This is a genomic window from Maritimimonas sp. 2210JD6-3, assembly GCF_056591795.1.
Window position 1 is genome coordinate 1 of sequence record NZ_JBWQOJ010000056.1, and the last position, 12,953, is coordinate 12,953.

Annotated in this window: 12 protein-coding genes; 8 read left to right on the forward strand and 4 right to left on the reverse strand. The window is 29.8% G+C overall.

Annotated elements, in window-relative coordinates; all coding sequences use genetic code 11:
* Positions 1-74: 74 nt before the first annotated feature.
* The 3 genes from AC1EUY_RS15395 to AC1EUY_RS15405 all read left to right on the forward strand — a co-directional run bounded on the left by AC1EUY_RS15395 (position 75) and on the right by AC1EUY_RS15405 (position 2,239).
* On the forward strand, positions 75-368 hold the full coding sequence (locus AC1EUY_RS15395; RefSeq protein WP_480196442.1) for a DUF6730 family protein: 294 nt from the start codon (positions 75-77) through the stop codon (positions 366-368).
* Between the two features lie 165 nt (positions 369-533).
* Positions 534-1,259: a type IV toxin-antitoxin system AbiEi family antitoxin domain-containing protein gene (locus tag AC1EUY_RS15400; RefSeq protein ID WP_480196443.1), complete on the forward strand. Its 726-nt coding sequence runs from the start codon at positions 534-536 to the stop codon at positions 1,257-1,259.
* The gene (locus tag AC1EUY_RS15405) at positions 1,256-2,239 is read left to right on the forward strand and encodes a nucleotidyl transferase AbiEii/AbiGii toxin family protein (protein WP_480196444.1); all 984 of its coding nucleotides are present in this window, start codon (positions 1,256-1,258) and stop codon (positions 2,237-2,239) included. Before AC1EUY_RS15400 ends, AC1EUY_RS15405 begins: the two co-directional genes overlap by 4 nt.
* Before the next feature lie 134 nt (positions 2,240-2,373).
* On the opposite strand, the gene AC1EUY_RS15410 is transcribed toward AC1EUY_RS15405, so the two are convergent.
* From AC1EUY_RS15410 to AC1EUY_RS15425, 4 genes are all read right to left on the reverse strand, one after another.
* The gene (locus AC1EUY_RS15410; RefSeq protein WP_480196445.1) at positions 2,374-2,814 is read right to left on the reverse strand and encodes a hypothetical protein; all 441 of its coding nucleotides are present in this window, start codon (positions 2,812-2,814) and stop codon (positions 2,374-2,376) included.
* A gap of 104 nt (positions 2,815-2,918) precedes the next feature.
* A complete protein-coding gene (locus AC1EUY_RS15415) occupies positions 2,919-5,399 on the reverse strand; it encodes a membrane dipeptidase (RefSeq protein ID WP_480196446.1) in 2,481 nt (826 codons plus the stop codon).
* 133 nt (positions 5,400-5,532) lie between these two features.
* Positions 5,533-6,153 (reverse strand): response regulator, encoded by a 621-nt coding sequence (locus AC1EUY_RS15420; protein ID WP_480196447.1) that lies wholly within the window; start codon positions 6,151-6,153, stop codon positions 5,533-5,535.
* 2 nt (positions 6,154-6,155) lie between these two features.
* Positions 6,156-8,003 (reverse strand): sensor histidine kinase, encoded by a 1,848-nt coding sequence (locus tag AC1EUY_RS15425; protein WP_480196448.1) that lies wholly within the window; start codon positions 8,001-8,003, stop codon positions 6,156-6,158.
* Positions 8,004-8,203: 200 nt separating this feature from the next.
* On the opposite strand from AC1EUY_RS15425, the gene AC1EUY_RS15430 reads away from it, so the two are divergent.
* The 5 genes from AC1EUY_RS15430 to AC1EUY_RS15450 all read left to right on the forward strand — a co-directional run.
* Positions 8,204-8,824 (forward strand): toll/interleukin-1 receptor domain-containing protein, encoded by a 621-nt coding sequence (locus tag AC1EUY_RS15430; RefSeq protein ID WP_480196449.1) that lies wholly within the window; start codon positions 8,204-8,206, stop codon positions 8,822-8,824.
* A 251-nt stretch (positions 8,825-9,075) separates the two neighbouring features.
* Positions 9,076-9,531: a hypothetical protein gene (locus AC1EUY_RS15435; protein WP_480196450.1), complete on the forward strand. Its 456-nt coding sequence runs from the start codon at positions 9,076-9,078 to the stop codon at positions 9,529-9,531.
* Positions 9,528-11,051: an argonaute/piwi family protein gene (locus tag AC1EUY_RS15440; protein WP_480196451.1), complete on the forward strand. Its 1,524-nt coding sequence runs from the start codon at positions 9,528-9,530 to the stop codon at positions 11,049-11,051. The genes AC1EUY_RS15435 and AC1EUY_RS15440 overlap by 4 nt, the downstream gene beginning before the upstream one ends.
* The gene (locus tag AC1EUY_RS15445; RefSeq protein ID WP_480196452.1) at positions 11,051-11,746 is read left to right on the forward strand and encodes a hypothetical protein; all 696 of its coding nucleotides are present in this window, start codon (positions 11,051-11,053) and stop codon (positions 11,744-11,746) included. The genes AC1EUY_RS15440 and AC1EUY_RS15445 overlap by 1 nt, the downstream gene beginning before the upstream one ends.
* 172 nt (positions 11,747-11,918) lie before the next feature.
* Positions 11,919-12,953: ankyrin repeat domain-containing protein (locus tag AC1EUY_RS15450; protein WP_480196453.1), on the forward strand; the 1,035-nt coding region annotated here is incomplete at its 3' end.

A 12,953-nucleotide genomic window follows, 5' to 3' on the forward strand; every position in this document is an offset into this window, starting at 1 on the left:
AATGTTACTAAAAGTCCAAAAAATAAAAATAGTATTTGTTTTTTCATCAAATAATGATCTTTTGAAGGTTAAGATTGAAAAGAAGAATTATATCAATAACCATACCGTTTCCTTTAAATGTAAATCAACCATTTTTAGAGGAATATAACAACCAATTAAAAAGACAAAGCAAACTGCAAGAAAGGCAATATAAAAGATTTGAAGCCTTATTTGAAAAAGCAGGGGTATATCCTAAATGGGCAATAATTACTTTTATCCTTGCAATCCTTATTTCAGTAGCATCATTAGTATATGTATATAAAACAAAATTAACCCAAGAGAAATTTAAAGATACTAACCACATTGAAAAGGTTATTCCCAATGAATAAAAAGCGTTTGCAATTAATGACACTTCATGTAGTGTCACGCAAACATATTTAACTACTTTCTAAGACTTCCTCATTTCCAAAGGTAATTACTTTAGCTTGATAATTTGTCCAGTTTATTTTATAAAAAACTGGACATTTTTTATATCTTTGAAAAAATTAATTTCATTGAAAGTTACTGATTACATAGCAGATACCATAAATAGATTGCCAAAAGGGTATGTTTTTACCTATGAGGACTTTATAACAGAGGTGAATAAAAAGGAAGCCATTATAAAAGCGCTTAACCGTATGGCTGCTTCAGGGCGTATTGCCAAACTTTCAAAAGGGAAATATTATAAACCTGAAAAAACTGTGTTTGGAGTGCTAGAACCAGACCGATATCAAGTTGTAAAAGATATTTTGGAAGATGAAGGTAAGGTAGTTGGATATCTCACTGGACTAAGTATGTATAATTCTTTAGGTCTAACAACACAGGTAAGCAACACTATTCAGATTGGAAAAAATGAAATCCGGCCAACCTTTACCCGTGGGCGTTATACAATTTCTTTTGTAAAACAAAAAAATACCATTACCAAAGAAAATATTCCAATCCTACAATTATTGGATGCCTTTCGGTATATTAAAAAAATACCTGATACTACAATAGTATCTGCCTGCAAAAGATTATTCGAAATTGTAAAAGGGTTGCCAAAAAATGATATAAATACAATGGTACGTTTGGCTAAAAAATATCCACCCTCCACACGTGCACTCCTAGGAGCAATGATAGATGAGCTGGAAGAAGTTGAAATAGCGGGAACGTTACAAAAAACATTAAACCCAATAACATCATATAACTTGCCAGGAGTTGATACTTTATTGTCAACTACTAAAAACTGGAATATCAAATGACCCTACACGAAAATAAAGAACTTTTTACTCAAGCTATAAGGTTTACCGCTCAGGAAATGAATATTCCGGATATTTATGTTGAAAAAGACTATTGGGTAACCTATGTTTTGCGAACCATTTTTACCCATGAAATTGGTAAAGAAGCCGTTTTTAAAGGTGGTACGGCTTTGTCAAAATGTTTTGGTTTAATAGATCGATTCTCGGAAGATATTGATTTAGTGGTTTTGAGAAATGAGAGTGATTCCGCAAACAAACTAAACAATAAAATTAGAAAAATAAGTAAGGTAGTAGCTTCGGTATTGGAGGAAGTAGAAGTAACAAATGTAACCCAGAAAATGGGTATGAACCGAAAAACTGCACACACTTATAATAAAGAATTTAAAGGCGAGTATGGCCAAATTCGGGATGTGATTATAGTAGAAGCGACCTGGTTAGGTGATTTTGATCCCTATACTAAAAGATCTGTAAGTTCATATGTTTTTGATATGATGAAACAGAATGATCAATTACAGTTAGCCTCAGAATATGGATTGGAGCCATTTGAAGTTAATGTACTAGACCCAAAGAGAACTTTATGCGAAAAAATAATGAGTCTTGTTCGATTTTCACATGGAACTAATGCTATTGAAGATTTAAAGAAGAAAATTCGGCATACCTATGATTTATGTTTAATGCTAAAGGACAAAGAATTAATGTTGTTTTTTAATTCAAAAGCCTTTGAAAGTATGTTATTAAATGTAGCTAATAAGGATGTGGAAAGTTTTAAAAACAACAATGAGTGGTTAGCTCACCACCCAAATGAAGCTTTAGTTTTTTCAGACCTGGACAATGCTTGGGAACAACTAAAGAATACATATAGTGGTGATTTTAGAAAGCTGGTTTTTACCAATGGTAGGTTCCCTAATGAGAGTCAAGTTATAACGGCGTTAGGGCTAATTAAAGAAAGAATGAAATCAATAACATGGAATATCAAGATATAATTTTAAACAGTATTGTATTGGTAAATAACTATAAGTAACTGCATATAAGTATTTTAAATTATTATTAATGGATTATCATATTGAAATTTAATAAAATTATAAGGAGATTATTTAAAAAAAATGAAATAATAATATCAATCTGTCTTTTCTAATTCTTTTAAAAACTCTTTCCAATATTCTATTTCTTCGCTTGAGGCTTCATAAACTCCTAGTTCAATGTCTACTAGAAAAGATTCTACCTTATGTCTAATCTCTGCTCTCTCTAAGTCAGGCAATACCGCTAAAGCTTTGTCACTTAAAGGTCCTTGAATTGCTCCACCAGATTTTTTTCCTAAAGTAGTTTTTTTTCCTCGTCCAGAAATATATCTTTCATACTTTGATCCTTGAATTGCTTTTTCAATAATATCAACACCTTGAGTAGTCCTCAATATACTTTCTCTCAATTCAATTGACTTAGTACCAAAAAATTCAGGAATATCTTCTTTAGTATCGGTAAAAGTAGCTTTAAGTATATCACAACCTGTTAATAAAAATAACATTATAACGTAGAAACCAACTATTTTTAAATTTTTCATAGAAAATCTTAGAACTATTCTTAATTATTATCTCTTTTTTGCATCGCCTTAGTTCTCGAGACTAATATTTGCACTTAACTTTACCATATTGTATCGAACAACATTTATTGTATGTTGACATATTGGCAATTCTCAAGAAGCCACATAGCACTATACCATTTCTGGTTTACATTCTGTATAATATCTAATTTTCCATATTCGGTATGTAAATAATAGTCCTTATGCCTAGATTTATACCTAACATATCTTAACCCTCCTTGAACATCAGCTAGTTCCAATTTCCACATTGCACTCCACCACTTTTTATTAACATTCTTAATTATGTCTAATTTTCCATACTCCGTATGTAAATAATACCCATTCTTCTTCGATTTAATTCTGTAAAAGTTAGTAGTATTATTTACTCTTTCTAATTCCCAGCCTTCCTCAAGGATATTATTAAAATTATTATTTAGTAATACTTTTCCTTCTTGAATATCTAAATACTTCTTTACATGTCTATTCTTTATCTTTGTACATCCAGGTATATAAGAAAGTCCTACTCCAGATCTAATTTCACACTTTTCCCACATATTTATAAAATGTGATACCGAGCTAAAAAGAGCTTTCCTTTCAATTTCTGTCATTCCAGCCTTTTTTACGCTTTCAATGAACATTGGTAACATTCCATAATTAGCCACTCCAACCTTATTAAAATCCCAAGTTTTGTTACCAAAGGAATATTCTGAATTTGATACTCGATTACTTACTTTTTTCGGAGGACCCGGTAAGGGTTCCATACCATTTACATCTGTGCCTATAGCAATATTCTTATTTCCCATCAGTCCCGAGACTTTCTGAAAATTTTCCAAAAAATCTTCAGGATTAGACTTTGCGGATCCAATTCCAGCCATTCCTCCTAAACGTGCAATTTTTTTATATTGATTCGGAGTAAGATGTCTTTCTTTACTAGAACCATCTCGAACTCCATTATGCCCAGAGTTTACGGGATAATTATATATCTCGGCTAAATTCAATACGGAATTGGTTGTTTTTTCAGACATATGGTCAACGTCTATCATAAAACCTTTTTTCATCATCTCTTCAATAGCATATTGCCCAAGATTGGTGAGTCCTTTTTTATTGACATGACCAAAATTACAGTTAGGAGGGTTCGGTGGTTTTCTAAAGATATCAATGCCAATTTTAGCTTTAGCTACTGCCAAAGGCAGATCAAATCCTGCTACGGTAAACTTATATCCTATATCTGGTCTTGATGAACACTTAATATCCCAAAATTTATTATTAATGTGATAGTTACTCAAATTGAAAAAATCCTCATAAATGGCGGTTCCTCCAAACTTATTATCAATAATATGTATAGGGAAAATATATCTTACACCTTGATCATATATTCTATCAAGTTCTTTTTTCACTTTGAGTTTTGAGTCCAATGAAGGGCTCGACTCAGAAATATTATTATCACTAATAAAATTACCTATGTTATCAACTTCCATTCCAATAATAACTGCCATTTTTCCATTGTTGGCTATTCTTTTCATATCACCACTGCTATAAGCTATTTCCATCCAATCATGACGGCCAACCATTCGTTTTAATTCTTGTATCTGAATATTAGAAGATGATTTATCATCAGGATTTCTATCTCCAGGTCCACTAAAAGCGGCCGAAAATGTGGCATTATTAACGGTTAATGCAACTATTGCCTTTAGTCCATTTTTATGGGCATTTTTAATCCAATCTACCCACATTTGCTGATGTGTAATATTATTATAGGCTGGCCACTTGTTTAAATGCGGATAACCTTTAGCACCTTCATCATGATGAGTATGTGCTACTTTTAAGTTACTTTCCACTCCCTCCAATATTTTTTTTCTTAAATCATCTCCACATTTATTATCAAACCAACCTTTTCCTCCATGAGTTGCATTACAATGAGATAGTGCCTCATTGATATTTCTAGCTCTTTTATAATGTCTACAACCGCCTCCATCTGGAATTGCAGGAACCAAAATATCGGTATCTGGAGCCCCATGCAACAACTTACCTCCAAACCCTAAATGACTCATAGGGTGTGTATGCATATCTATATAGCCTTCTATACCTGATTTATCTGATGTTTCATTTGAGACAGGTTCAAGCTTCCACATTGCGCTGAACCAATGTTTGGGAACATTAGCTATTAATTCAGGTTTCCCATTTTCAATATGCAAATACATATTTCCATGTCTAGACTTTAACCTATAATAATCAGTATTAGGTACATTTTCTAACTTCCACATTGCACTCCACCATCCTGATGAAACATTTGCCTTTATATCTGGCTTACCATATTCGGTATGCAAATAATAATTTTTATGCCTTGATTTTATTCTGTAGTATTCTGTGTTAGGTACATTTTCTAACTTCCACATTGCACTCCACCATCCTGATGGAACATTCTTCATTAATTCGACTTTATCATTTTCAGAATGTATGTATTGCGCTTTCCACCTATTTTTTAATCTAAAAAAATCTGTTGGTAAATTATCTGAATATGAATAATTAATAATAAATATTAAAACCAAAATTTTAAAATGTCTCATAGCATAAAGTTTAAATTGTTAAAAGTCTGAATCTGTGCAATACAGAAATTTTAATGCAAAATTATTATTGAAAACATATCAGCGCAATACCATATTTGTGGTACGCTCTTAGAATAGAAGTGATAATAATATGTTATCTGAATAATTTTTTAAAAGCCTGTGCTTTGCTATTTACTTGAAGACGCTTGTAAATATTCTTAATATGAACCTGTACAGTACTTAAAGCAATACCTAGTTCATTAGCAACCATTTTATAACTCAAACCTTGTTTCATTAAGTTAAGTATTTTGAATTGTTGTTCAGTTAATTTTTGTTTTTCAGATAAATTGGTGTTTAGCTTAAATAATTTTAAAACCTTTCTTGCAATTGTAGGACTCATAGGAGAGCCTCCTTCATATACATCCCTTATAGATTCAGTAATTATATTGTTCGAATCACCTTTTAATATATACCCGGTTGCACCAGCCATTATAGCTCTAAAAACATAATCATCATCACCAAAACTAGATAATATGATTATATCTATTTCAGGAAAATTTTCTTTTACTAGTTTAGTTGCTTCAATACCACTTATCTCTGGAAGCTGAATATCCATTAAAATAATATCTGGGGAAAATTTTTTTGTTTGATAAATTATATTCTTACAATCAACAAAATTACCCTTTACTTGATAATCAGAATGAGATATAAACAACTCTTCAAGAGGTTTAGAGTAACTTAAATTATCTTCGTAAATAGTAAGTTTAATTGGCATTTTTAAATATAATCAGACTTCTTAAAATTACTCAAATCTAGAACTAAATTTATTTCTACTCCCTTATTAGGTTCAGAATGCAGTGAAAATTTTTTTGCCTTCATTTTTCTAGCCTTATTTTTTAGATTTTGTAACCCTATTCCATCAGCCTTGGTAAATGAAGTCTCGAAACCAATACCATTATCTAAAAGATAGATCGCAATTATATTTTTATACTTTGTAACCTGCATTGTAAAACTTGAAGCCTTAGAATGTTTTACAGCATTATAAATAACTTCTTTTAAAAACCCTTGAAGGTTTCTGCTAATTTCTACTGGAAGTTTTAATTCTTCATTATCATTTTCAAATTGAAGATTAAAACTCATCGTTTTTCTTTCCAATATTTTATTTGCGAATAACCTTACTTCTGCGATAATTTCATCTAAATGTCTCGTTGAAGTATTAAAGTTATGAGTTACCTCTCTCAACTTGGTAAGAACCTTATCCATTGAACTATCAATGTCTTTTACTTTATCTATTATCTTTTGGTTAGTGTTCTCTATAATTAAATTACTAAAAGACATCTTTAAACCACCGAAACTTGAAATCACGTCATCATGTAATCCTTCAATAATCGTTTGTCTTTCTTCAATAGCTATTCGTTCATAAGCGATTTTTTCATCATAAACTTTTTTCACTAGAAAGAAAGCTAATAACCCTGCTTCATAGTATAGCGTCATAAGTGGTAAATAACTAAAAGCAAATTCAAATTTTTTTCTATCAAATGATCCGAGTTCAACTAAAAGAATGAAAGCGGCGGATAACAACATAAAAATGATAGATGCTAAAAACCAGAGGTGATCGGTTCTTCTTCTTTTTAAATAGATTAAAAAACCTACACTAACGAAAGCAATAAAACTAATTAAAAACAACATTCCCATTATTTTATAAAAGCCATAGTAAAACATCTCTAAATTATCTGCAAAGAAAAACCCAAATATTAAAAAGACTCCAACAACCCTTAAAGATTGAAAGAATAAATCTAAATATCTACTATAACTATTAACTTCAAAGAATAATCGAAACACACCAATATGTCCCGTAAGTATCATTGTTGGACCAATGAAGGTTGATGGATCCTGAAAGTATGGCCAATTAGACCATACATACCTCAATCCATCATTAAAACTTAACATAAAAATGGTAGATCCAATTATATATATTAAATAGTTTAAATTTATTGAGTTTCTGTTAAATAGAAATAATGCTATCGCAGCTATAAGATAGAACAAAATACCCCCTACCGTAAAACCAGCTCTGAATGATCTATTAGTGTTTTTTTTAATTAGTGATAAATCATTTTCCAATAAAATATCAGTATTTAATGTCTGGAATTTTCTTTCAACTTTTAAATAGATATAATTTATTTCCTTTGGTTTTATAGAAATTTTAAAAGTAAAATCATGAGTTGAAATAGGCCTTGACTCATAATTCTTCTTATTACCAGTTATTACTTTTTGCTTTATATAATTGTTAGCGTTTAATTGATAAAACTCCACATGAAAAATGTCATTGGATGTTATTGATATATATTTTTCATCTAATTCATTCAAATCATTTTTGATTGTCACTTTTATCCAATAAGCTGAGCCTGGAGGTTTAACTAATCTTTGTTCGTTATTCGGTAAAAAATCTTGCGAATTAATTAAATCTTTTATTTTAAATATCGATAAGGAGTCTTTAAGAATTTCTGACTTACTTGAAATACTAATACAACTCTTTACCTCAGAAGTATAAATTATATTTGAAGAATAAATTTTATTAGTATTTAGAAAAACTAAAAATATAAATATATTAATTAACCACTTCATTTTCAATAGCTAGAAGTTTGAATTTTATATAAAAATAGGAAAATTTAACTGAAATAATTTAGTAAATCGAACAAGTAATCAATAATGGATAATAATTGGTGAAGAAAGAATAATCTAATCAAAAGAAACCATTATCTTTCAACCCATTTTCAACCAATCACCCGCAAACCCTTATAAAAAAAGAAAAATAAAATATTGAATTGATAAACAAAAATAGAAATACAATATTTATAAGTCATGCAACTCCAGAGGATAATGATTTTACTATTTGGTTAGCCTCAAGGCTAGAAATGCTTGGTTACAACGTTTGGATTGATAAAAACAAACTTATTGCAGGTGAAACATTTTGGAAAGAAATCGACCATGCTATTAGAAACAATACTGTTAAATTTTTATTGGTTTATTCAAAGAATATCTGCTATAATCAAGAAGCTGGTAATATTAAAAATGGAATAAACAATGAAATTGAACTAGCAAAATCTATTGCAATAGAGAATAAAATCAAAGATTTTATAATACCACTTAAAATAGATACTTCTCCGCATAATTTGTTTGTTGGTGCAAATGTTTTAAATCATATTGATTTCAGTAATGGATGGGGTAATGGATTTGAACTATTAATAAAAAAGTTAAATACAGATAAAATTCCTAAACAATCTAATTCTTCCATATCCTTTAAAGACTGGTTTGAAACTTCATACACCAGTTCAAATGGAATAATAGAAAAAGAAGAGTTTTATATTTCTTCGGCTTGGGAATTTAATCAACTACCAAGTAAATTTTATTTAATTCAATATCAAAACAAAAAAAGGCTGATTTAGTTGTAGAAAGTTACAAGTATCCCTGCCATGTTATAGGAAATGTCGTCTGTTCTTTTTCAAAAAATCCTCCTAAAGATTTCGTTGTTAAAGAGGAATCAATTGAAATAATTCCCAAAAGAGTTATTAAAGTTCCATTAACAGATATTGTTTATGGAATAGGTGATTTTCAGTTTCCAAAAATAATTGATAAGATAAATCATTTTAAGTCATTAATAACGACATGTATTCATGGTATTTTTCACAACAAAGGGTTGAAAGAATATTCTTTTTCAAATAGAAAATCTGCATATTTTTTCACTCCAGGTATTATTGTAAATGACAAGGTGAAATATTCATTTCCAATTACTGGAAAAACAAAAAATATTCAAGTTTTTGGAAAACACCTTGACCAATCATGGCATTTTGCTTTATCTATAAGACCAAGGGTGAATCCATATTTTCAAGTTAGTATTTATAACCATTTAATATTTACCACCAATGGTTTTAATCCTTTAGATAGTAAAAAAAAGATACAGTCTAATAGAAGACAAAAAGGAAAAAGAATGTTCAATAAACAATGGAGAGATTTGGTTTTGGCATATATACAAGGCTTAAAGGACAAAGAAAATCAAATCAAGATCATAGTGAGTGAACATGAAAATTTGGTTATGGAAGAATATCCTAAAATTTTGAATTCTCATTTTGGCTATAATGAACCAAACACATGACAGATAATCTAATTCATATACAAGAACCAAGGCTTTCATTTGGATTTGAGCAAAACACGTTAGACCCAAGGGATGGCATTATGTTATTTGGCCCTAATTCAAAAGATAAGTTATCTCATCAAGTTAACATAGGGGTTATTGGGCCAATTACAGCGAGAAAAAGAATAATTGCCTATTTAAAGAAAATCCATAAACCTGTTTCCTTAAATCCTCCTCAAATAGCGAGGCCAAATTTTCCTGGACTAGAAGGAGCATTTGGTATACATATCAATTTTAATCATTTACCTGAACTTAATGTTTCTATTGATGAGATTGAAAAGTATCTTAAGTATAGAGATAAACATCAAAGAATATTTAACCTTTCAGAGGTCTATTTTCAAAAAATCAAAACATATACTGAAACCGAGGAAAGCCCAGTAACAGTGTGGTTTATTGCTATTCCAAGTTCAATTTACAAATATGGTAGGCCGACAATAGACATTCCTAAATCAGACGACAATGTGAATATCGGTTTATCAAAACATGATAGAATAGAAAATCAAATGAATATGTTTTTTCAAGAAGAAAACATGATTTTGAGGAAAGCTTATAGATATAACTTAAATTTTCATCATCAACTAAAAGCAAAGCTTCTAAGGGAAAAAGTAATTTCTCAAATTATGATTGAAGAAAAGTTTGCCTACCATGAAATGTGGGATGATGAAGAGTCAATCAAACTTGAAGAAATTTTTGAAACTGATAAAGCGTGGAATATTTCTACATCCTTATATTATAAATGTGGAGGCATTCCTTGGAAATTAAACGATGTCAGAGATAATGTATGCTACGTAGGTCTTGTCTATAAACAAACTGACCCAAAAAACAAAAATTCAAAAAATGCTTGTTGTGCAGCTCAAATGTTTTTAAGTGATGGTGATGGAATGGTATTTAGAGGAAATGTAGGCCCATGGTATAATCCAATAAGCAAAGAGTATCATTTAAAGGAAAGTGATGCAGAAGAACTAATTTCTAATTCTCTCGAAGCATTTAAAACTCAATCTCACGATAATCAATATCCAAGTGAAGTTTTTATACATGCAAAAACGAGATTTAATGATGAAGAATGGCAAGGATTTTTGAATGCAGTTCAAGGAAAGTCTAAAATCATTGGTGTGCAAATTAGAGATGATGCTGATTTTAAGCTTTATAGGAATGAGGTCTATTGTATTCCAAGAGGGACGTTTTACAAAATGTCCGATTACAAAGGTTTTTTATGGACTAGAGGGTTTATACCAAGATTACGAACACAAATAGGCTTAGAAGTTCCAAATCCCATAGAGATAGTAATTATTAGAGGCGAAGCTGATATAAATCAAGTTGCTAAAGATATACTTGCGCTAACTAAGCTAAACTATAACTCTTGTAAATTTGGAGACGGTGTTCCAGTAACTTTAAAATTTGCTGAAACAATAGGAAATATTTTAACCGCTGATAAATCAAATACAGAATCCAAAGTATTGCCCTTCAAGTATTACATATAATGGAAAACCAAATTAAGTCACTTCTGATTCATGAGCTAGGACATTTGTGTGTTGATATTATTATTGAAGATGAGTTTCAAAATTTATACATTGAAAAATTAGTTATTAGGAATTTTGAATGTGAAAACTCGAATTGGTGTGGTTATGTTGATATGAGACCACAAGAATTATTAAGGTATGAAAATATCATAAAAGATATCAATCTTTTTCCGTACAAGTTAATATCGTTAATAAGTGGATGTGCATTCCAACAGATTATTACAGAAAATAATAGTGATATTTCCATTTGTTTTGGGTTCTCAAAGAAGCTAATCGGAAGTATGGATTACAGAAAGTACTATGAAATATTGTTTCAACTAAGGAAATCAAATACTTTATACGATAAGAATAGTAATAAGCTATATGAAATTGTTAAAGATAATCTAGATTCTGGGTATGTAAAGTCTTTAGAAAATTTAAAAGAACTTAATGAGAGAATAAATCAATTAGCTAATGAAGAAGTAAATATCATTATTCAAGAGTTCAATAAAGAGGATAAACCTAATAGGTTTGAATACATTTATCAAAATGATGTCATAAATACTTTAAAGGATAAACTAAAAGTAATTATGGAAGAAACTGGGTTTAAAGAATTAATAACTAGTTTACATGAAAGTCTAGTTCAAAAATTTAAACTTTTGGAAGACAAAGAGTGAATTTGTCTCTCATTTGTGTCTCTACAGGCTGCAAGCCCAGTAAAATAAAATATTGTTACTTTTTGTATTGGAAAATGATTTTATAATTATACCAACAACTTTTTTTCATTAAAAGTAATGCGGTTTTAAATTAAAGGGTATTTAAACTAAATGCTTAAAATTAATATAAGAGATGAATATTGAAATTATATTAGAATATATAGCTGATATTGAAATGTTTAATAATAATCCAATCAGCTTTAATAGCAAATTGGAAAAAGCCCTTTCTAATTGGGCAGATAAGAATAATGAAATACATAATTGGGTAAATGAAGACCTAGAAGAAGATTTACTTCTGGGATCTCGAATAAATCTAAAGGCAGATATTAAAAACAAAAGAGTTATTTCATTTATTACCTATCAGCTAAAAAAAGAACTTACTAAGGTAGAACTTGAAAAAATTATTGAAGCATCGACCGGACAACTTTCCGATGGATATGGAGAAGAACCTATTTCTATTCTTTTGAAAGAAGGAATATTTACTAAAAGACAAATTAATATAGGTTTAATAGGTATATCTCAGACCTATCCGATAAAGATTGAGAAAAAAGTTAATGATCAAACAAGTATTTTATATCAAAAAATCGAATGTTCAAAAGACATTCTAGAAGCTATAGAAAATGGTGATTTAAAAACCGTAAAAGACTATGTGCAAAAAAATGAAAATGTTAATTGTAAATGTGCAAATGAAGATTCATTGTTAATATTTACCATTCGCAAAAAACAGGAAAAAATAGCATTTTATCTCATTGAAAATGGTGCCGATATATCTAATAAGAATAATTTACTTGTACATACTTGTATTTCCGGACTTTCAAAATTAACAGAGTATTTCATTAATAATGGCGCAGATGTTAATAGTATTGGGCATAATCAAAGAACACCTTTAATGTGGGCAAGCCGTCATTTAGCGTTAGTTAAACTACTTGTTACTAAAGGTGCAGATGTTAATGCTCAGGATATAAGCGGTAGAACAGTTTTAGGCCTTACTATAAATCCAGATGTAGTTACATTTTTACTCTCAATTGGTGCAGACCCAAAACTTAAATGTTTTATGGGAAAAACAGCATCAGAATATCATATAGAAAGTCTAAGTTATAGTAAAGGTAGGCCTGATATGGAAGAAAAATACAAAGCCGTTATTGAAATATTAGAGAATGCTACTAAA

Coding starts and splice junctions, on each gene's coding strand:
- AC1EUY_RS15405 (WP_480196444.1), top strand. CDS start 1,256: ATGACCCTACACGAAAATAAAGAACTTTTTACTCAAGCTATAAGGTTT.
- AC1EUY_RS15410 (WP_480196445.1), bottom strand. CDS start 2,814: ATGAAAAATTTAAAAATAGTTGGTTTCTACGTTATAATGTTATTTTTA.
- AC1EUY_RS15415 (WP_480196446.1), bottom strand. CDS start 5,399: ATGAGACATTTTAAAATTTTGGTTTTAATATTTATTATTAATTATTCA.
- AC1EUY_RS15420 (WP_480196447.1), bottom strand. CDS start 6,153: ATGCCAATTAAACTTACTATTTACGAAGATAATTTAAGTTACTCTAAA.
- AC1EUY_RS15425 (WP_480196448.1), bottom strand. CDS start 8,003: ATGAAGTGGTTAATTAATATATTTATATTTTTAGTTTTTCTAAATACT.
- AC1EUY_RS15440 (WP_480196451.1), top strand. CDS start 9,528: ATGACAGATAATCTAATTCATATACAAGAACCAAGGCTTTCATTTGGA.
- AC1EUY_RS15445 (WP_480196452.1), top strand. CDS start 11,051: ATGGAAAACCAAATTAAGTCACTTCTGATTCATGAGCTAGGACATTTG.